Annotated in this window: 13 protein-coding genes; 8 read left to right on the top strand and 5 right to left on the bottom strand. The window is 63.6% G+C overall.

Annotated features, from left to right (window positions below):
- Positions 1-24: 24 nt before the first annotated feature.
- The 6 genes from ACOGXH_RS02095 (at position 25) to ACOGXH_RS02070 (ending at position 5,604) form a co-directional block, all read left to right on the top strand.
- Positions 25-1,137, top strand: coding sequence for an ABC transporter substrate-binding protein (locus ACOGXH_RS02095; protein ID WP_419927459.1), 1,113 nt, complete (start codon positions 25-27; stop codon positions 1,135-1,137).
- 83 nt (positions 1,138-1,220) lie between these two features.
- Positions 1,221-2,003 carry a nucleoside phosphorylase gene (locus ACOGXH_RS02090; protein ID WP_419927458.1) on the top strand — a complete coding sequence of 261 codons (783 nt, stop codon included), beginning with the start codon at positions 1,221-1,223 and terminating at the stop codon, positions 2,001-2,003.
- On the top strand, positions 2,000-2,809 hold the full coding sequence (locus ACOGXH_RS02085; RefSeq protein WP_419927457.1) for an ABC transporter ATP-binding protein: 810 nt from the start codon (positions 2,000-2,002) through the stop codon (positions 2,807-2,809). Before ACOGXH_RS02090 ends, ACOGXH_RS02085 begins: the two co-directional genes overlap by 4 nt.
- Positions 2,806-3,600 carry an ABC transporter permease gene (locus tag ACOGXH_RS02080; RefSeq protein ID WP_419927456.1) on the top strand — a complete coding sequence of 265 codons (795 nt, stop codon included), beginning with the start codon at positions 2,806-2,808 and terminating at the stop codon, positions 3,598-3,600. Before ACOGXH_RS02085 ends, ACOGXH_RS02080 begins: the two co-directional genes overlap by 4 nt.
- 26 nt (positions 3,601-3,626) lie before the next feature.
- Complete coding sequence (locus tag ACOGXH_RS02075; protein WP_419927455.1) at positions 3,627-4,541, top strand: TIGR03619 family F420-dependent LLM class oxidoreductase; 915 nt, start codon at positions 3,627-3,629, stop codon at positions 4,539-4,541.
- A gap of 37 nt (positions 4,542-4,578) precedes the next feature.
- The gene (locus tag ACOGXH_RS02070; protein ID WP_419927454.1) at positions 4,579-5,604 is read left to right on the top strand and encodes a GNAT family N-acetyltransferase; all 1,026 of its coding nucleotides are present in this window, start codon (positions 4,579-4,581) and stop codon (positions 5,602-5,604) included.
- Between the two features lie 33 nt (positions 5,605-5,637).
- Here ACOGXH_RS02070 and ACOGXH_RS02065 read toward each other — a convergent pair whose 3' ends face one another.
- Both ACOGXH_RS02065 and ACOGXH_RS02060 read right to left on the bottom strand, forming a co-directional pair.
- Complete coding sequence (locus ACOGXH_RS02065) at positions 5,638-6,852, bottom strand: glycerophosphodiester phosphodiesterase family protein (protein ID WP_419927453.1); 1,215 nt, start codon at positions 6,850-6,852, stop codon at positions 5,638-5,640.
- A gap of 89 nt (positions 6,853-6,941) precedes the next feature.
- Complete coding sequence (locus ACOGXH_RS02060) at positions 6,942-7,586, bottom strand: histidine phosphatase family protein (protein WP_419927452.1); 645 nt, start codon at positions 7,584-7,586, stop codon at positions 6,942-6,944.
- 22 nt (positions 7,587-7,608) lie between these two features.
- On the opposite strand from ACOGXH_RS02060, the gene ACOGXH_RS02055 reads away from it, so the two are divergent.
- A complete protein-coding gene (locus tag ACOGXH_RS02055; RefSeq protein WP_419927451.1) occupies positions 7,609-7,974 on the top strand; it encodes a carboxymuconolactone decarboxylase family protein in 366 nt (121 codons plus the stop codon).
- Positions 7,975-7,996: 22 nt separating this feature from the next.
- Here the strand turns inward: ACOGXH_RS02055 and ACOGXH_RS02050 are convergent, their stop codons facing one another.
- From ACOGXH_RS02050 to ACOGXH_RS02040, 3 genes are all read right to left on the bottom strand, one after another.
- Complete coding sequence (locus ACOGXH_RS02050) at positions 7,997-9,373, bottom strand: N-acetylmuramoyl-L-alanine amidase family protein (protein ID WP_419927450.1); 1,377 nt, start codon at positions 9,371-9,373, stop codon at positions 7,997-7,999.
- Positions 9,374-9,461: 88 nt separating this feature from the next.
- Positions 9,462-11,939, bottom strand: coding sequence for an ATP-dependent Clp protease ATP-binding subunit (locus tag ACOGXH_RS02045; RefSeq protein ID WP_419927449.1), 2,478 nt, complete (start codon positions 11,937-11,939; stop codon positions 9,462-9,464).
- A 73-nt stretch (positions 11,940-12,012) separates the two neighbouring features.
- Positions 12,013-13,359: an MFS transporter gene (locus tag ACOGXH_RS02040; protein WP_419927448.1), complete on the bottom strand. Its 1,347-nt coding sequence runs from the start codon at positions 13,357-13,359 to the stop codon at positions 12,013-12,015.
- Between the two features lie 85 nt (positions 13,360-13,444).
- Between ACOGXH_RS02040 and ACOGXH_RS02035 the strand changes: the two genes are divergently transcribed.
- Entirely contained in the window at positions 13,445-14,362 is a 918-nt protein-coding gene (locus tag ACOGXH_RS02035; protein ID WP_419927447.1) for a 3-keto-5-aminohexanoate cleavage protein, read from the top strand.
- Positions 14,363-14,389: the final 27 nt, after the last annotated feature.

Below are 14,389 nucleotides of genomic sequence, written 5' to 3'. Positions count from 1 at the left end.
ATTGCTGGGCCGAAAGGAAACCCAATGAACCCCAGACGACTACTCATCACCTGGCTGGCGATCCTGACTGCGTTGGCCATAACCGTTTCTGCCTGCGGTAATGATGACGATGCCCCGGCATCGAGCGAGCCTGAACCCACTGTCGCAACCAGTGAGCCCGAGCCAACCGCCGAGCCTCAACCTGAGCCAGAGCCAGAGCCCGAGCCAACCGCCGAACCAGAGCCCGAGCCCACGCCTCAAGAATTGCGAAACGTCTCACTGCGGCTGCCCTGGTTCCCGAGCGTTCAGTTCGCAGGCTCCTACGTCGCCGCAGCCAAGGGCTTCTTTGAGGAAGAGGGTCTGAACGTCACCATCAATCCTGGGGGGTTCGATGTCAACAGCATCACGCTTGTAGCCGCAGGCTCCGACGACTTCGGCCTGCACGACACCAACTCGCTCATCTTCGCGTCCGTCGAGGAAATTCCCCTTGTCACGGTGGCGACCTATCTTCACGCGCACCCGGGGGCCATCATGTCGCTTGAGTCTTCAGGCTTCGAGTCCTTGGACGATCTGGTGGGCGCCACCATCGGCTTCCAAGAGGGCGGCCCGTGGCAGCTCACCCAGGCCATGCTCACTCAAAACGGCATCGATCCAGACTCCCTCAACCAGGTGGCGGTCGGCTTCGATCTCACCCCGCTTTTCGAGGGCGACATTGATCTGCTGACGGTGTTCTCCACCAACGAACCGGTTTTGGCCGAACTGCAAGGCTTCCCAGTGGATGTCTTCATTCCCTACGACTATGGAGTACAGGCTGCGGCCAACGCTCTGTTCACCACCACCAGCTTCAGGCAAGACAACCCTGAGGTGGTATGCGGGATGGCTCGCGCCATTGCCAGGGGCTGGCAATACGCATTCGAGAATCCAGAAGAAGCGGTCGAAATTGTCGTTGCCGTCGACCCTGACAACCTCACGGTCGAAAAGGAGTCGGCTTCACTTGAGGCAGTTCGACCGAGTGTCCTTTCCGAATCCGCTCTCGCTGACGGAATCGGGACGATGACGGCCGAACGGTGGCAAACCGTCGATGACGTCCTCCGCCAGTACGGCGGCCTTGAGGCGAACGTCGACCTAGCGGGCGTCTACGACGACTACTGCTTCTGAGAAATCCCCTCCGGGAATTGCGTGGCCGGTGCAATCGGTGGCGCTGGCCACGCAATTTCTAGGTCCAAGCGAGAGGAGCCTTCGTGGCGATTCTGGACAAGAACGCAAGAACGCTCCACACACGCCAATACCACCTCCATGTGAGTCCAGGCGATGTCGGGAAATACGTGCTGTTGCCCGGCGACCCAGCTCGGGTACTCATGATCGCCCAACATCTGGACAACCCAGGCGAGATCGCCTTCCATCGCGAATACCGAACGGTGACCGGGTTCTACAGAGGAATCAAAGTCAGTGGCACATCGACGGGAATCGGGTGTCCATCCGCGGCAATTGCGGTTGAAGAACTGGCCAACGTCGGGGCAACGCACTTCATTCGAGTCGGCAGCAGTGCCGCCTACCGTCCCGAAATCGCTCGGGGCGACCTGATTGTCAATACGGCGACGATGCGACTAGACGGCACCAGCGCCGCCTACGTCGATCCGAGATTCCCGGCGGTGGCTGATCACTTCCTCGTTCGACATCTGATCGACGCCGCTCAAGACATTGCCGCCGAACGCGGGTTCAAAGTGCACGTGGGCGTCAACGCATCAAGCGATGCCTTCTACGCCGAGACACCAGAGCTCGTCGAGCAACTCCAAGAGCACCGCATCTCGAATGTAGAGATGGAGAGTTCAGCCATATTCACCATCGCCCATTTGAGGGGTTTGTTCGCGGCGATGGTCTGCGCAGTGTCGTACAACTACACGCGTCCAGGCGAGGTCGACTTCGAGGGCGAAAACCACGCCCTAATTGCCGGTTGGGAGAATGCGATTGCCGTGGCGCTCGAAGCGATTGCCCGCTACGAGGCGGACGAAGACATGCCATGACCGGCGGCGGGGGGATCGCAATACACGGCGTCGGCATGACGTTCGGCGGCAGCCGGAGCGTGACTGCACTCGATGGCATCGACCTTCACATCACGAGTGGAGAGTTTGTCGCCATTGTCGGGCCCTCGGGATGCGGAAAGTCGACGCTGCTCCGCATCGTGGGCGGGCTCTTGGATCCGACTTCGGGACACGTGGACATAGATGGCAAGACACCCAACCAAGCGAGGCGCGACGTTGAGTTCGGGTTCGTGTTCCAGCAGCCCACACTGTTCCCATGGCTTCGAGTGCTCGGAAATGTCCTGTTGCCGGACCGGGTCTTGGGTCGCCGAAACCCGAACAGCGGGCCAGGCAGCAAGGACATCGCCCGGGAACTACTACGCGACGTAGGGCTAGAGGGATTCGAAAACCACTACCCGGGCCAGATCTCCGGAGGCATGCAGCAACGCGTGGCTCTGGCCCGAGCGCTTAGCTACGGACCCAACACCCTGCTTATGGACGAGCCCTTCGGGGCACTCGACGAGTTCACTCGAGACAGGCTTAACCTGCAACTTCTTGAAGTGTGCAACAAGACCGTCTCTACCGTGCTCTTCGTCACCCACAGCATTCAAGAGGCCATCTTCCTTGCCGATCGGGTCGTGATGCTCAGCCCTAGACCAGGACGCATTACCCGCATCGCCGAGGTGCCGTTCCGCAAGCCTCGACCACTCGAGATTCGCTACGAACCCGAATTTGCCGCCCTGGCCGGAGAGCTTCGAGGTCTCCTCGAGGGCGTTGACGATGATGAGATGGCACTGGACCGGCCATGAGCGGCACCAGAAAGCGCAGCCGTACCGCCGATGTACTGCTTCGGGCCCTGCCCTCGCTGGCGATTTTCGCTTTGTGCCTCGTCGCTTGGGAACTGTGGGTGAACATCCGAGACGTTCCCGCCTATCTCTACCCGAGCCCAACCGAAATCGGAAAGGAGCTGCGAGACGAAGGGGTGTCGCTTGCGGCGGACGATCTCCGCTGGACCATGATCGAAGCGGTTCTAGGGTTCCTGCTGGGAAGCGCAGTCGCCCTCTTCACCGCGATCGTGTTCGTCCATGCCAAGTTCTTGGAGCGGGTGTTCTTTCCTTGGGCGATCGTCTTGCAGACCGTGCCTATTGTCGCAGTGGCACCACTGTTGACGATCTGGTTCGGATTCACGCTCACTCCTAAGGTGCTGATCGCCGCCATGATCTGCTTCTTCCCCGTGCTCGTCAACGCGACTAAGGGCCTGCGGTCGATCAGCAGCCAAGCTGTGGAGCTTATGAGCATCTTGTCGGCCAGCAAGTGGTCGCTCTTTTGGCGGGTTCGCGTTCCCAGCTCCCTGCCCTACATTTTCGCCGGACTGAAAGTAGCTTCAACGCTGTCCGTGATCGGAGCAATAGTCGCCGAGTTCACTGGGGCCGACAGGGGGATCGGCTTCGTCATCATCCAAGCCAGCTATCGCCTCGACACCCGGCTGATGTTCGCGGGAATCGCTCTCTCGTCTGCGGCCGGAGTTGTCTTCTTCAACGTGATCGACGCTCTCGAGCGTCTGGCTCTGCGATGGCCCGACGCCCGACTCGACCGTTAATCCAACCGCCCCGCCAAACTGGAGCTATGACAACCCTGTCAGTCACGCTGCCGTCGTTCGGCCCCATCTACCGGGACAACAACTTTCACCAAATTGCCGACCTGGCCCAGATGGCCGAGCAGGCCGGAGTAGACCGCATCATGCTCACCGACCACGTCGTCATGGGTCAGCACACCGAAAATTATCCCTACGGCCCCTTCCCCTTTCCGCCCGAGACCGCCTGGCTGGAGCCGCTGGCATCCATCGCCCACATGGCCGCCGTCACCGAGCGAGTCCGATTCAGCACCAAGATCCTGATCGCCCCCCTGCGCCCCGCCGCAGTACTGGCCAAGACCCTGGCCACCATGGACGTGTTGTCCCAAGGCCGCCTTGAGGTCGGCGTCGGAACCGGCTGGCAGCGCGAAGAGTACGAAGCCGCCGGCGTCCCCTGGAACCAGCGAGGTCAGCGTCTCACCGACTCCATTGCCGCCTGCAAGGCCCTGTGGGGGGATTCCCCGGCCTCGTTCCACTCGACCACGGTCAACTTCGACGACATCTGGTGCGAGCCCAAGCCAGCCCAGCCTGGCGGCATCCCCATTTGGGTGGCCGGCGCGCTCCACCCCAACAACCTGGCCCGCCTCGTCGAACACGCCGACGGCTGGATCCCACCCCCTTACGGCACTGTCGAAGAAGTGGCCGATGGGGTGGGACGGCTACGAGAAGCTCTCGGCGCCGCCGGCCGTAGCACTAACGGCTTCGGCGTACAGGGCGACATCGACGCCGTTGCCGGCAACGACGACCGCCCGTCCATTCAGGCCAGCATGGGCGCCGCTGCCGATTGGATCGACGCGGGCGCTACCACCATCAATGTGGTGATGTCGTTGTTCTGCTGGCGCATGGACCGAGCCCAAGGGTGGTTCGACGACTTGGCCCAGAGTTGGGAATCGCTCGGACTCCGCTGACCTCGGAGGCAATCTCCATTCGCACCCGTAGGCTCCGATGATGCAGTTCCTCAATGCTCGGGAACTCGATCAGACCCAATTCGATGCCGCTTTGAAGCTTCAGCAGCGGCTGGACTGCGCCCGCGACCCGGGGCTTCCGTTGACCCCGGCCGGCGAGTTGCGAGCGACGTTTGACGACAACGCCAGCGATAACGCCTACCACGAACGGCTTGTGGCGTTCGACGACGGAGAGGCCGTCGCCTTTGGTCACTTGGAACTGACCCGCGATCCTGCCAACGAGACGCTGGCAATACTGGAAATAACTCCAGTCCACAACGACGCATCAAAGGCAGTGCTGAGCGAATTGCTGAGAATTGCCCGGGCCGACGGCCGAACCTCGGTCATCGCCTTCGGCGACTACACGCCCGAAGCCGATGCGTTCTGGGCCGGTTTGGGTGCCGAATTGCGCTTCACCGAGCAGGAGTCGGATTTGGACATGGCCTCGGTGGACGCCGAGCTGATGACACGATGGATCGACGCCGCTCCTGACGACATCGACCTAGTGCACTGGGCAGGTCGCTGCCCCGATGAGCACATCGACGCGCTCGTTGCCACCGCCACCGCCATGAACGACGCTCCTACCGACGACCTCGAAATCGAAGACACGATTTTCGACGCCACCACCCTGCGAGCCGACTTCGAAGCCCGCGACGCCTGCGGCATCGACTATGTGGGCATCCTGGCCATCTGCGTTGACGGGTCGGCGGCGGGTGCCACCGAGGTGTTCGTCAACCGCTTCCGGCCTGCCTTCGCATGGCAGTGGAACACGGTCGTGCTACCCGCCTACCGGGGCCGGGGCATCGGACGCTGGATGAAGGCGGCGATGTGGCAGCGGCTGCGCACCGAGGCCCCCGAGGCAACCACACTGCGCACTGGCAACGCTGAGAGCAACGCCGCCATGCTGGCCATCAACACCGAGATGGGCTTCCGACCGTCGCATTTGATGGGATGCTGGCAAGCCGATCTAGCAATCCTCGAATCCGGGATCAGCCGCGGCGGAAGCGAAGAAAGGACTCACGCTTGAGATGGCGGTCAGGCCTGCCGCTCACAAGTTGAATCAGGGGATATCGCCGTCGGCTCGGAAGCGCTCAACTGCTTCGGCGGGCCGACCCGCGATCACCCCGTCCACCGGTAGGTCGATGAGCTCGGCGTAGTAGTCGGGATCCTCCTGCCAGTCCTCGTTGGGCCACACCCACACCGCCAATCCTTCGTCGGCCGCTTTGCCCAGCAGGTCGGGAGTGAGCACGTCGAGGCCGCTGAAGGTGGGCGGCACTTGCAAGATGAGGTCGTTGGGGTGCAGCGGGACCGACGCGAATGCCCACGCCGGCAGGGAGTCCTGACCAGGGCTGGTAACAACCTCGGGTGCCAATTCCCGGAATCCGACCAGCGCCTCGTCCCGGAATGAGACCACCACGACCGAGTCGGTGCGGCCCAGCTCCTCAATCTCCGCAGCCAGCACTGCCGCCATCTCAAGGATGAAGTCGATGTCGTCCTCGCCGTCGTCGCCCGCGGGAGTTTTGATCTCCACGTCCAGCACATGCTCTGGAAACGCCAGCGCCACCGCCCGGAATGTCTCCACCCGGAAGTCGTCGGGACCGTACCCCTCGGGAGGAGCGACATCACCAGTGCGAATGCCCCGATAGGAGTAGGCGTCAGGGGCGAGGTCGTGGCTAGGCCACTCCTCGGACCACCAGTAGGCGTTGTCGAGCGCCTGAAGCTCTTCGTAGGTCATGTCCCGAACTCGCCCGGTGGCATTGGTGGTGCGGTCGACGGTGTCGTCGTGGTGCACCACCAGCACTCGGTCGGCAGTCATCTGCAAATCCATCTCCAACACGTCAACCCCGGCGTAGGCCGCCTGGGAGAAGGCGTACATGGTGGAGTGGGGCCACGAGCGATCGCCGCCCGCGTGGCCGATAACCAACGGCCGACCCAGCGCCAACAGCTCGCGCACCGTGCTGGCCGCCGGAGTCGGAACCGGAGGAAGCGCGGCCACGGTTGGCATCGGTGTGCTTGTTGGCGGCGGCACGGTAGGGGTGACGACAGGTGTTTGCTCGACTGGTTCTGGCTCCGCCCCATTTTCCTCAGCGGCCACCGGGGTCGCGGCTTGCGTCGGGGTGGGAGCTTCGGTGGGAGGGGCGGTTGTAGCGGCGGCAGTTGCGGCGGCAGTTACCGACGACGCAGTGTCTTGCTCGACGCTCGGAGCACTGTCATCTGCACCATCGCACCCCACTAGCAGCGCACCCAGCAGAACAAGTGCCAACGGGACGGACATAACCATCAAAGGAACCAACCTGCGCGGCGAGCGGCGCATACCAAAGACTCTAGGCCCAAAAGTTTGGGTGCTTCGCCGGCAATTCCTCGCTAATACTGAGGGGCGACCACGATCCCGTCCCGCATGTGTCCGGTGACCTCGGTACGGGTGGCGCAGCAGTGGCCGGTCTCATTCATGCTCATCAGCATTCGGCGATCGTCATCCACCCACACCCGGCAGATGCCGGAATATGACACCTGGAGGTGGATCCGCTCTGACGCCATCACCAGCTCCGATACCACACGATTGACCACCCCACCGTGGCAGGCCACCGCAATGTGCTGCCCAGGTCGGGCCTCGCACAACCGCTCGAAGGCGGCTATCACCCGCTTGTGGAATTCCTCGGGAGTGTCCCAGCCGATGGCGGCGTAGTCCTGAGCCCGAATGGCCTCGTAGTACTCACCGCCCTCAGACGCCAAGAGCTCGGTGGGGAGGTACACCTTGGAGTTGCGGTCGATCTCGGTGAAGTCCTCTTCCAGCTCGATCTCCAGCCCTAGCCGGGCGGCCAGCGGCTCGATGGTCTCGATGGCTCGCCGCTTGGTGCTAGAGATGATGTGGTCGAAGGGCTCATGCTCCAGCCAGTCGGCCAGCCGCTCCGCTTGCCACTTGCCCAACTCGCTCAAGCCGGGGTCGGCCACCTTGTCGGTGTTCCACTCCCGTTCGGGTTGGCCGTGGCGGATAAGGGCGATTTGCACGTCAATACCCTACGCTGCCCAGATGGACAAAAAAGAAGCAGATCGTGTCGCTTGGAACAACATCATGCTGGTCGATCCCCCCGACAGCGATGACCTCTACCTACGATTCACCAAACGGGTGTTCAGCGACGTGTGGAGCCGCCCTGCGCTAGCGAGGCGGGAACGGCGCCTCGTCACACTGACCGCCATCGCCGCCACCGGCAACGGCCCCATCCTGCCCCACCACATGAAGCCGGCCTTGGAGTCGGGCGACCTCACCACCAAAGAACTGGCCGAGTGGGTGGTCCACATCGCCCACTACGCCGGCTGGCCGGCCAGTGCTCAGGCCTATACGGCCCTGCGGATGGCCGCGGCCGAACTCGGCATAGAGTTCGAAGACGACGACTGACGGGACTCGTCGCCAGCCAGCCCTATTCCAACGACACCTCGTTGCAGGAAGAGGGGGCCCGCGCCGGATTAAACACACGCGGCCGCTGGTTCGACTCGGTGCCCGAGCGGTCGGTGTTCAGATAGGCCTCAATGGCGTTGGCGGTGGCTTTGGCGGCTACGCGGATGTACTCGTCGGTAGCGAACAAGGCGGCCTCGGAACGGTTGGTTAGGTAGCCGTATTCGACGAGGACCGCGGGAACATTGGGCAGGCTGATCATCCCATAGGCGTCGCTTCCGCGAGTAGACAGAACGCGCAACACTCCGGCATCCAGCACCCGACTCCACCGTACGTTTTCGAATCCTGCCAGTGCGTTGGTGATCTCCTGATGGAGCAGCCCACCGAGACGAGCGGAATCCGAGCGAGCCAGTTGGGCCGACACCGACTGCACGTATACCTCAGTGCCCGGTCGGTTGCCGATGCTGAAGGTTGGTCCATTGTGGTGGATTGAGACCAAGGCTTCAGCTCCCAGGGCGTCGGCGAATGCGGATCGAACCGACAGCGGGGACCCGTATTGGCCATTCCGAGTGGAGGCAGCAGGAATGCCCCGACTAGACAGCTCGTTCAATATCGCATAGCTGAGGGTCAGGTTCAGGTCGTGCTCGGCCAACCCGTTGGGTCCGACCGCACCGATGTCATAGGAGCCACCATGGCCTGGATCCACGACCACACGCACCCCCTGAAGAGGCAGTCCGGCACTGACTGTGGAAATCGAGCCACACGGCGTCATGACGACAAATCTCCCCTCGTTCACCTCCGGTGCGGGAGCCGACACACCCTTGTCGCCGTCCGGTCGCACAGGAAAAGACTCCCCGTCCACCCCCAAAACGGCTACCGACACACCGCTCGGCGTGATCAGCCCCGGCGGAGGACCTCCCTCAAGATCTCCGGGCCGCACCAGAGCGTCAAGGGCGAGAGACAGAGTTTGCTTCGAATTGGCTTGCCCAGGACAGCCTCCAGGGGTGATGGCGGTGTCGATTTCGAAGTCGAACCGGCAGCGGTAGGTGTTCAGCAGCGCCTCTTGGACTGCGATCAAGCGGTCCCGAACGGCAATGTCTTCAGAGGTGGGTATCCCCTCAAACTTCGCCGGTTGAGAAAACCCCTGGGTTGGATAGCCATTGGTGCAACCGCTGGCTACCGCACCGATGTCGAGTCCGAATTGGCATCGATAGACATTGAGCAGCGTTTCCTGGGCGGAAATGAGGTTGTCGCGCAACGCGATGTCCTCGCTGGTAAACCCGCCCCTTGAGGCACTCTGCGCACTCGCTCCAGAGACTCCCAAGGCCAGCGCCAACAAGCTCACCGCTACTGCCCATAAGGCGCGATTTGAACCGACGGTGAATCGTCCGGAATCGGACACCACGAAAACGTATAAATCCACCCTGTGCAACCGCCAATCCCTGTTGAACCCGGATATTCATGTCCAACCCGGTTGCGGCTCGTTGATGTCAGCCGACTTTGATCTCCCCAGAAGGATCAACAGCAGCCGTCGCGGTACCTCCCTCGGCAATTGCACCGCTGAGGACGGCCTCGGCAAGTTGATCGGCCAGCTCACGCTGGATAACCCGCTTGAGTGGGCGGGCGCCGTAGGCCGGGTCGTAGCCGTCGGCGGCCAGCTTGGCCCGAACCTCGTCGGGCACCACCAGGTGAATACGGCGGTCGGATAAGCGGTCAGCCAGTCGGTCGATCTGGAGGTCGACGATTTTGGCCAGGTGCTCGGGTTTCAGCTCGCCGAACGTCACGATGTCATCGATGCGGTTCACGAACTCGGGGCGGAAGTACTCCTTGGGATCCACGGCCAGGTTGGACGTCATGATCAGCACCGCGTTGGTGAAGTCCACCGTGCGCCCCTGGCCGTCGGTAAGCCGGCCGTCGTCCATGAGCTGCAAGAGCACGTTGAACACCTCCGGGTGGGCCTTCTCGATCTCATCCAGCAGCACCACTGCGTAGGGGCGTCGCCGCACGGCCTCGGTCAGCTGGCCACCCTCGTCGAATCCGACATAGCCGGGTGGCGCGCCAATGAGGCGCGACACGCTGTGCTTTTCCATGTACTCCGACATGTCGATGCGGACCATGGCCCGCTCGTCGTCGAACAAGAAGTCGGCCAGCGTGCGGGCCAGTTCCGTCTTGCCCACGCCAGTGGGGCCGATGAACAGGAACGATCCGATGGGCCGGTTGGGATCAGACAGCCCCGCTCGACTGCGGCGGATGGCCGAGGCCACCAGATGCACTGGTTCGCTTTGGCCGATCACTCGCTGGCTCAGCACCGATTCCAAGCGCAGCAGCTTGTCGGTTTCGCCTTCCATCAGGCGGGTGACCGGCACCCCGGTCCAGCGGGACACCACTGCGGCCACATCGTCTGGGTCCACTTCCTCCTTCAACATCTGCCGGTCGGCTTGGAGCTCGGCCAGCCGTCGATCGGCTTCGGCGATCTGGCGCTCCAGCTCGGGCAGCTTGCCGTAGCGGATCTCCGCGGCTCGCTCTAGATCAACTTCCCGGTCCAGGGCGGTGCTCAGAGCGTCGTGCTCTTCCTTCAGCGTTCTGATTTGGCCGATGGCCTCCTTCTCCGATTGCCAGTGGGCCTGCATACCGGCCAGCTCTTCCCGGAGATTGGCCAGCTCCTCTTCCAGAGCCTCCAGCCTTTCGACCGACGCGGCATCGGACTCCTTGGCCAGCGCCACCTGTTCGATCTCGAGTTGGCGGATACGGCGATCCACCACGTCGATTTCCGTGGGCATGGAGTCGATTTCGATGCGAAGCATGGACGCAGCCTCGTCCACCAGGTCGATGGCCTTGTCGGGCAGGAACCGCCCGGTCACGTATCGGTCAGACAGCACGGCGGCCGATACCAAGGCGGCGTCCTGGATGCGGACGCCGTGGTGGACCTCATAGCGCTCCTTGAGCCCCCGCAGGATGGCGATGGCGTCCTCCACCGACGGCTCTCCCACGTACACCTGCTGGAAACGGCGCTCTAGGGCGGCGTCCTTTTCGATGTGGGTGCGGAACTCGTCCAGCGTGGTGGCGCCGATCATGCGGAGTTCGCCCCGGGCCAGCATGGGTTTGATCATGTTGCCGGCGTCCATGGCCCCTTCGGCCGCCCCCGCCCCCACGATGGTGTGGAGCTCATCCATGAACGTGATCACCTCGCCGTCGGCGTCGGTGATCTCTTTCAGAACCGCCTTGAGCCTCTCCTCGAACTCCCCCCGGTACTTGGCTCCGGCCACCATGGCCGACATGTCGAGGGCCACCAGCCTCTTGTTCTTCAATCCCTCGGGCACGTCGCCGTCGGCGATGCGCAGGGCCAGTCCCTCCACAATCGCGGTCTTGCCCACACCGGGCTCGCCGATCAGCACCGGATTGTTCTTGGTGCGGCGGCTCAGTACCTGGATGGTCCGGCGGATCTCCTCGTCCCGGCCAATCACCGGATCGAGCTTGCCGTCTCGGGCTAGCACGGTGAGATCCCGGCCGTACTTCTCCAGCGCCTGGTATGAGTCTTCCGGCGTGGTGGAGGTCACCCGATGTGACCCCCGAACCTCGGCCAGCGCTTCCAGCAGCCGGTTGCGGCCCACCCCCACCCGATCGGCCATGGCGAGCAATAGGTGTTCGGTGGACAGGTATTCGTCGCCCAACTCGGTGCGGGCGACATCGGCGGTTTCCACGGTCTTGACCAGATCGCGCGATGTGCGGACCTCGGTGCCATAGGCCGACGGCAGCTGGCCGAGCGCGGCCTCCAACTGGGCCCGCAACTCGGGCAGCGCCACCCCCGTGCGTTGCAGCACCGGCAGCACCACCCCTTCGACCTGGCCGATCATGGCCAGCAACAAGTGGTCGGGGGTCACCTCGGGGTGGCTCTTCGACTGAGCCATGGCGGTGCTGTCGTTGAAGGCCTCCCTGGTCTTCAGCGTCCACCGGTTGGGGTCAAGCATCAGCATGCACCTCGTATTGCCTTGATTGTCTGCTTCCTCTATGGATAACCGCCAGAAGTTGAGGGTATTCCACTCAATTTTCCTTCTTGTGGGTGACCATGCCTAAAGCGGCCAACCCGGCGACCCCGCAAACGATGGCCAAGACGGTGAAAAACAGGTCGTAGTCGTCCAGATCGCCCCCCAACATGGCCACTCCGACGGCCACTCCGACGGCCCCGCCGATGCGAATGACGGTCTGCACGGTGCCTGCGGCCAACCCCAGCTGGCCGGGGGGCACGCCAAAAGCAATGGCGCTGTTGACTCCGGGAAACGTGGTGCCCACGCCGAAACCCATCAACAGCGCGGCCGGGAACCACACTGCCGCCCACTCCCTCTCCGGACCGGCAAAGACCGCCACCCACACGCAGCCCAAGGCGATGCAGCCGGCCGCGGGCACCATGACCACCCGGTGGCCGAATCGCTCCATGATCCGCCCGGTGGCATAGCCCACCGTGCTGGATGCCGCAGTCAGCGGGGTGAGCAGCAGTCCTGCGGCCAGCGTGGAGTACCCCCACGGCCCCCGGAGGAATTGCACCAGCGCCAGAAAGACGCCGAAGAAAGCCACCCCAACCAGCACCGCCACCACCGCGGTGGACGCGAATACCCGGTGGCGGAACAGATCCAGGTCGATAACCGGTGAGGGGTGCCGACCGCAGCGAACCAGGAACGCCGCCATGCCCACCACGGCCGCCGCGAACGCGCCAATGACTCGGGGGTCGTCCGATCCCCATTCATTGAATTGGACGATGCCCAGCACCAGCGCGGCCGTGCTGAGCCCGGCCAGCACCACCCCGACCATGTCGGGCAGCTCGGCATCCTCGTCCGCCGTCGACTCAGTGATGAGGCTCCGGCGGGCCAGCACTGCCACACCCACCGGCGCAACCAAGAAGAACCCAGCCCGCCACGAGGCGAACTCGATGGCCAGCGCCCCCAGCGTGGGGGCGAGAGAGGCCACCACGCCGGCCACGGTGGACCACACCCCTACCGCGATGGCCCGCCGCTGGGGGCCGAGGGTGGACATCACCAGGGCCAGACCGGAGGTGATGAGGCTGGACCCGCCGAAGGCCTGATAGCACCGGGCCGCGATCATGGCCGGAACGTTGGGGGCCAACCCCACTGCCGCTGAGCCGGTGACGAAGATGGCGATGGCCCATAGGAACACCCGCCGGTGGCCGATCCGGTCGGCCAGGCGGCCCGCCGGAATGAGCAGGGCCGCCACCATGATGTTGTAGCCGCTGATCACCCACGACACCTGGGTGGCCGGGGTGTCGCTGAAGGTGTCGATGATCTCGGGATAGGCCACGAACATCAGCGTCACGTCCAGGGAACTTGCGGCCGAGGCCAGCGACACCAACCACAACGCCTTCCACTCCCGACTCACGGATCTGTGTCCCTCACCCGATGACCGCGCCGCTTCCGGCGGCGCTGCTGGACTCCCCCACGACTCCCGACGGTACTCTCAGGCCATGGACACCACGCCGGTCATCATCGAAGTCGCCCTCAACGGCACCACCACCCGGGAGCGCAATCCCCATGTGCCCATCAGCCGAGAGGAGCTCATCGAAGAGGGCTTGGCCTGCATCGAGGAGGGAGCAACAATCGTTCACTGCCATATCGCCAACATGAGGGTGCTCGCCGAAGAGGCCGCTGCCGAGTATCGGGCCACCTTCGAGCCGTGGGTGGCCGCTGACCCCGACGTGCTGGTACTGCCCACCTTGGGCTGGGGCCAAAACATGGCCGAGAAGCTCGGCCACTTAGAGTTTCTGGCCGAAGGTGGTTTGCAGCGGCTGGGGTTCATCGACCCCGGCACCATGATCTTGGGCAAAGCCGGGGCCAATGGCCTGCCCGATCCCAACAGCCACGTCTACATCAACACCTACGCCGACATGGAGGTGGCCATCGAGCAATGCAACCGGCTGGGCCTGGGCATGCACTTCGCCATCTTCGAGCCTGGTTTTCTCCGCAACGTGCTTTCCTACTGGCGCTACGGCCAGCTCACCCCCGGCTCGTTCGTGAAGTTCTACCTCGGCGGTCCGGGCGGCTACTTCGCTATCGGCGACAGCGTGAGCTTTGGCCTGCCCCCCACAGAGAAAGCGCTGGACGCCTATCTGGAGATGCTGGAGCTAGCCGGTTGCGACCTGCCGTGGTTCGCCGCAGTGGTAGGCGGCGACCTCATCGAGTCCCCGATCCCACAGCTTGCCCTGGAGCGAGGCGGCCACCTCCGCGTGGGCCACGAGGACTACGCTGGCGACCGTCCCCGGCCCAACCATGAGCTCGTAGCCGAAGTCGCGGCGCTGGCCGCCAACATGGGCCGCCCTGTGGCCACCGCCGCCCAAGCCGTCGAGATCCTCGGTCTCCCCGCCCGCCAACCCGCGGGGGTCTAGCGCTATCCCCAATCAGGAAGCCCACCG

Source organism: Candidatus Poriferisocius sp. (assembly GCF_965208355.1).
GTDB lineage: Bacteria > Actinomycetota > Acidimicrobiia > Acidimicrobiales > Bin134 > Poriferisocius.
The sequence above is the reverse complement of the archived record's forward strand: the minus strand, read 5'-3'. Positions and strand labels throughout refer to the sequence as shown.

Coding starts and splice junctions, on each gene's coding strand:
- ACOGXH_RS02095 (WP_419927459.1), top strand. CDS start 25: ATGAACCCCAGACGACTACTCATCACCTGGCTGGCGATCCTGACTGCG.
- ACOGXH_RS02035 (WP_419927447.1), top strand. CDS start 13,445: ATGGACACCACGCCGGTCATCATCGAAGTCGCCCTCAACGGCACCACC.
- ACOGXH_RS02045 (WP_419927449.1), bottom strand. CDS start 11,939: ATGCTTGACCCCAACCGGTGGACGCTGAAGACCAGGGAGGCCTTCAAC.
- ACOGXH_RS02065 (WP_419927453.1), bottom strand. CDS start 6,852: ATGTCCGTCCCGTTGGCACTTGTTCTGCTGGGTGCGCTGCTAGTGGGG.
- ACOGXH_RS02085 (WP_419927457.1), top strand. CDS start 2,000: ATGACCGGCGGCGGGGGGATCGCAATACACGGCGTCGGCATGACGTTC.
- ACOGXH_RS02075 (WP_419927455.1), top strand. CDS start 3,627: ATGACAACCCTGTCAGTCACGCTGCCGTCGTTCGGCCCCATCTACCGG.
- ACOGXH_RS02070 (WP_419927454.1), top strand. CDS start 4,579: ATGATGCAGTTCCTCAATGCTCGGGAACTCGATCAGACCCAATTCGAT.
- ACOGXH_RS02080 (WP_419927456.1), top strand. CDS start 2,806: ATGAGCGGCACCAGAAAGCGCAGCCGTACCGCCGATGTACTGCTTCGG.
- ACOGXH_RS02055 (WP_419927451.1), top strand. CDS start 7,609: ATGGACAAAAAAGAAGCAGATCGTGTCGCTTGGAACAACATCATGCTG.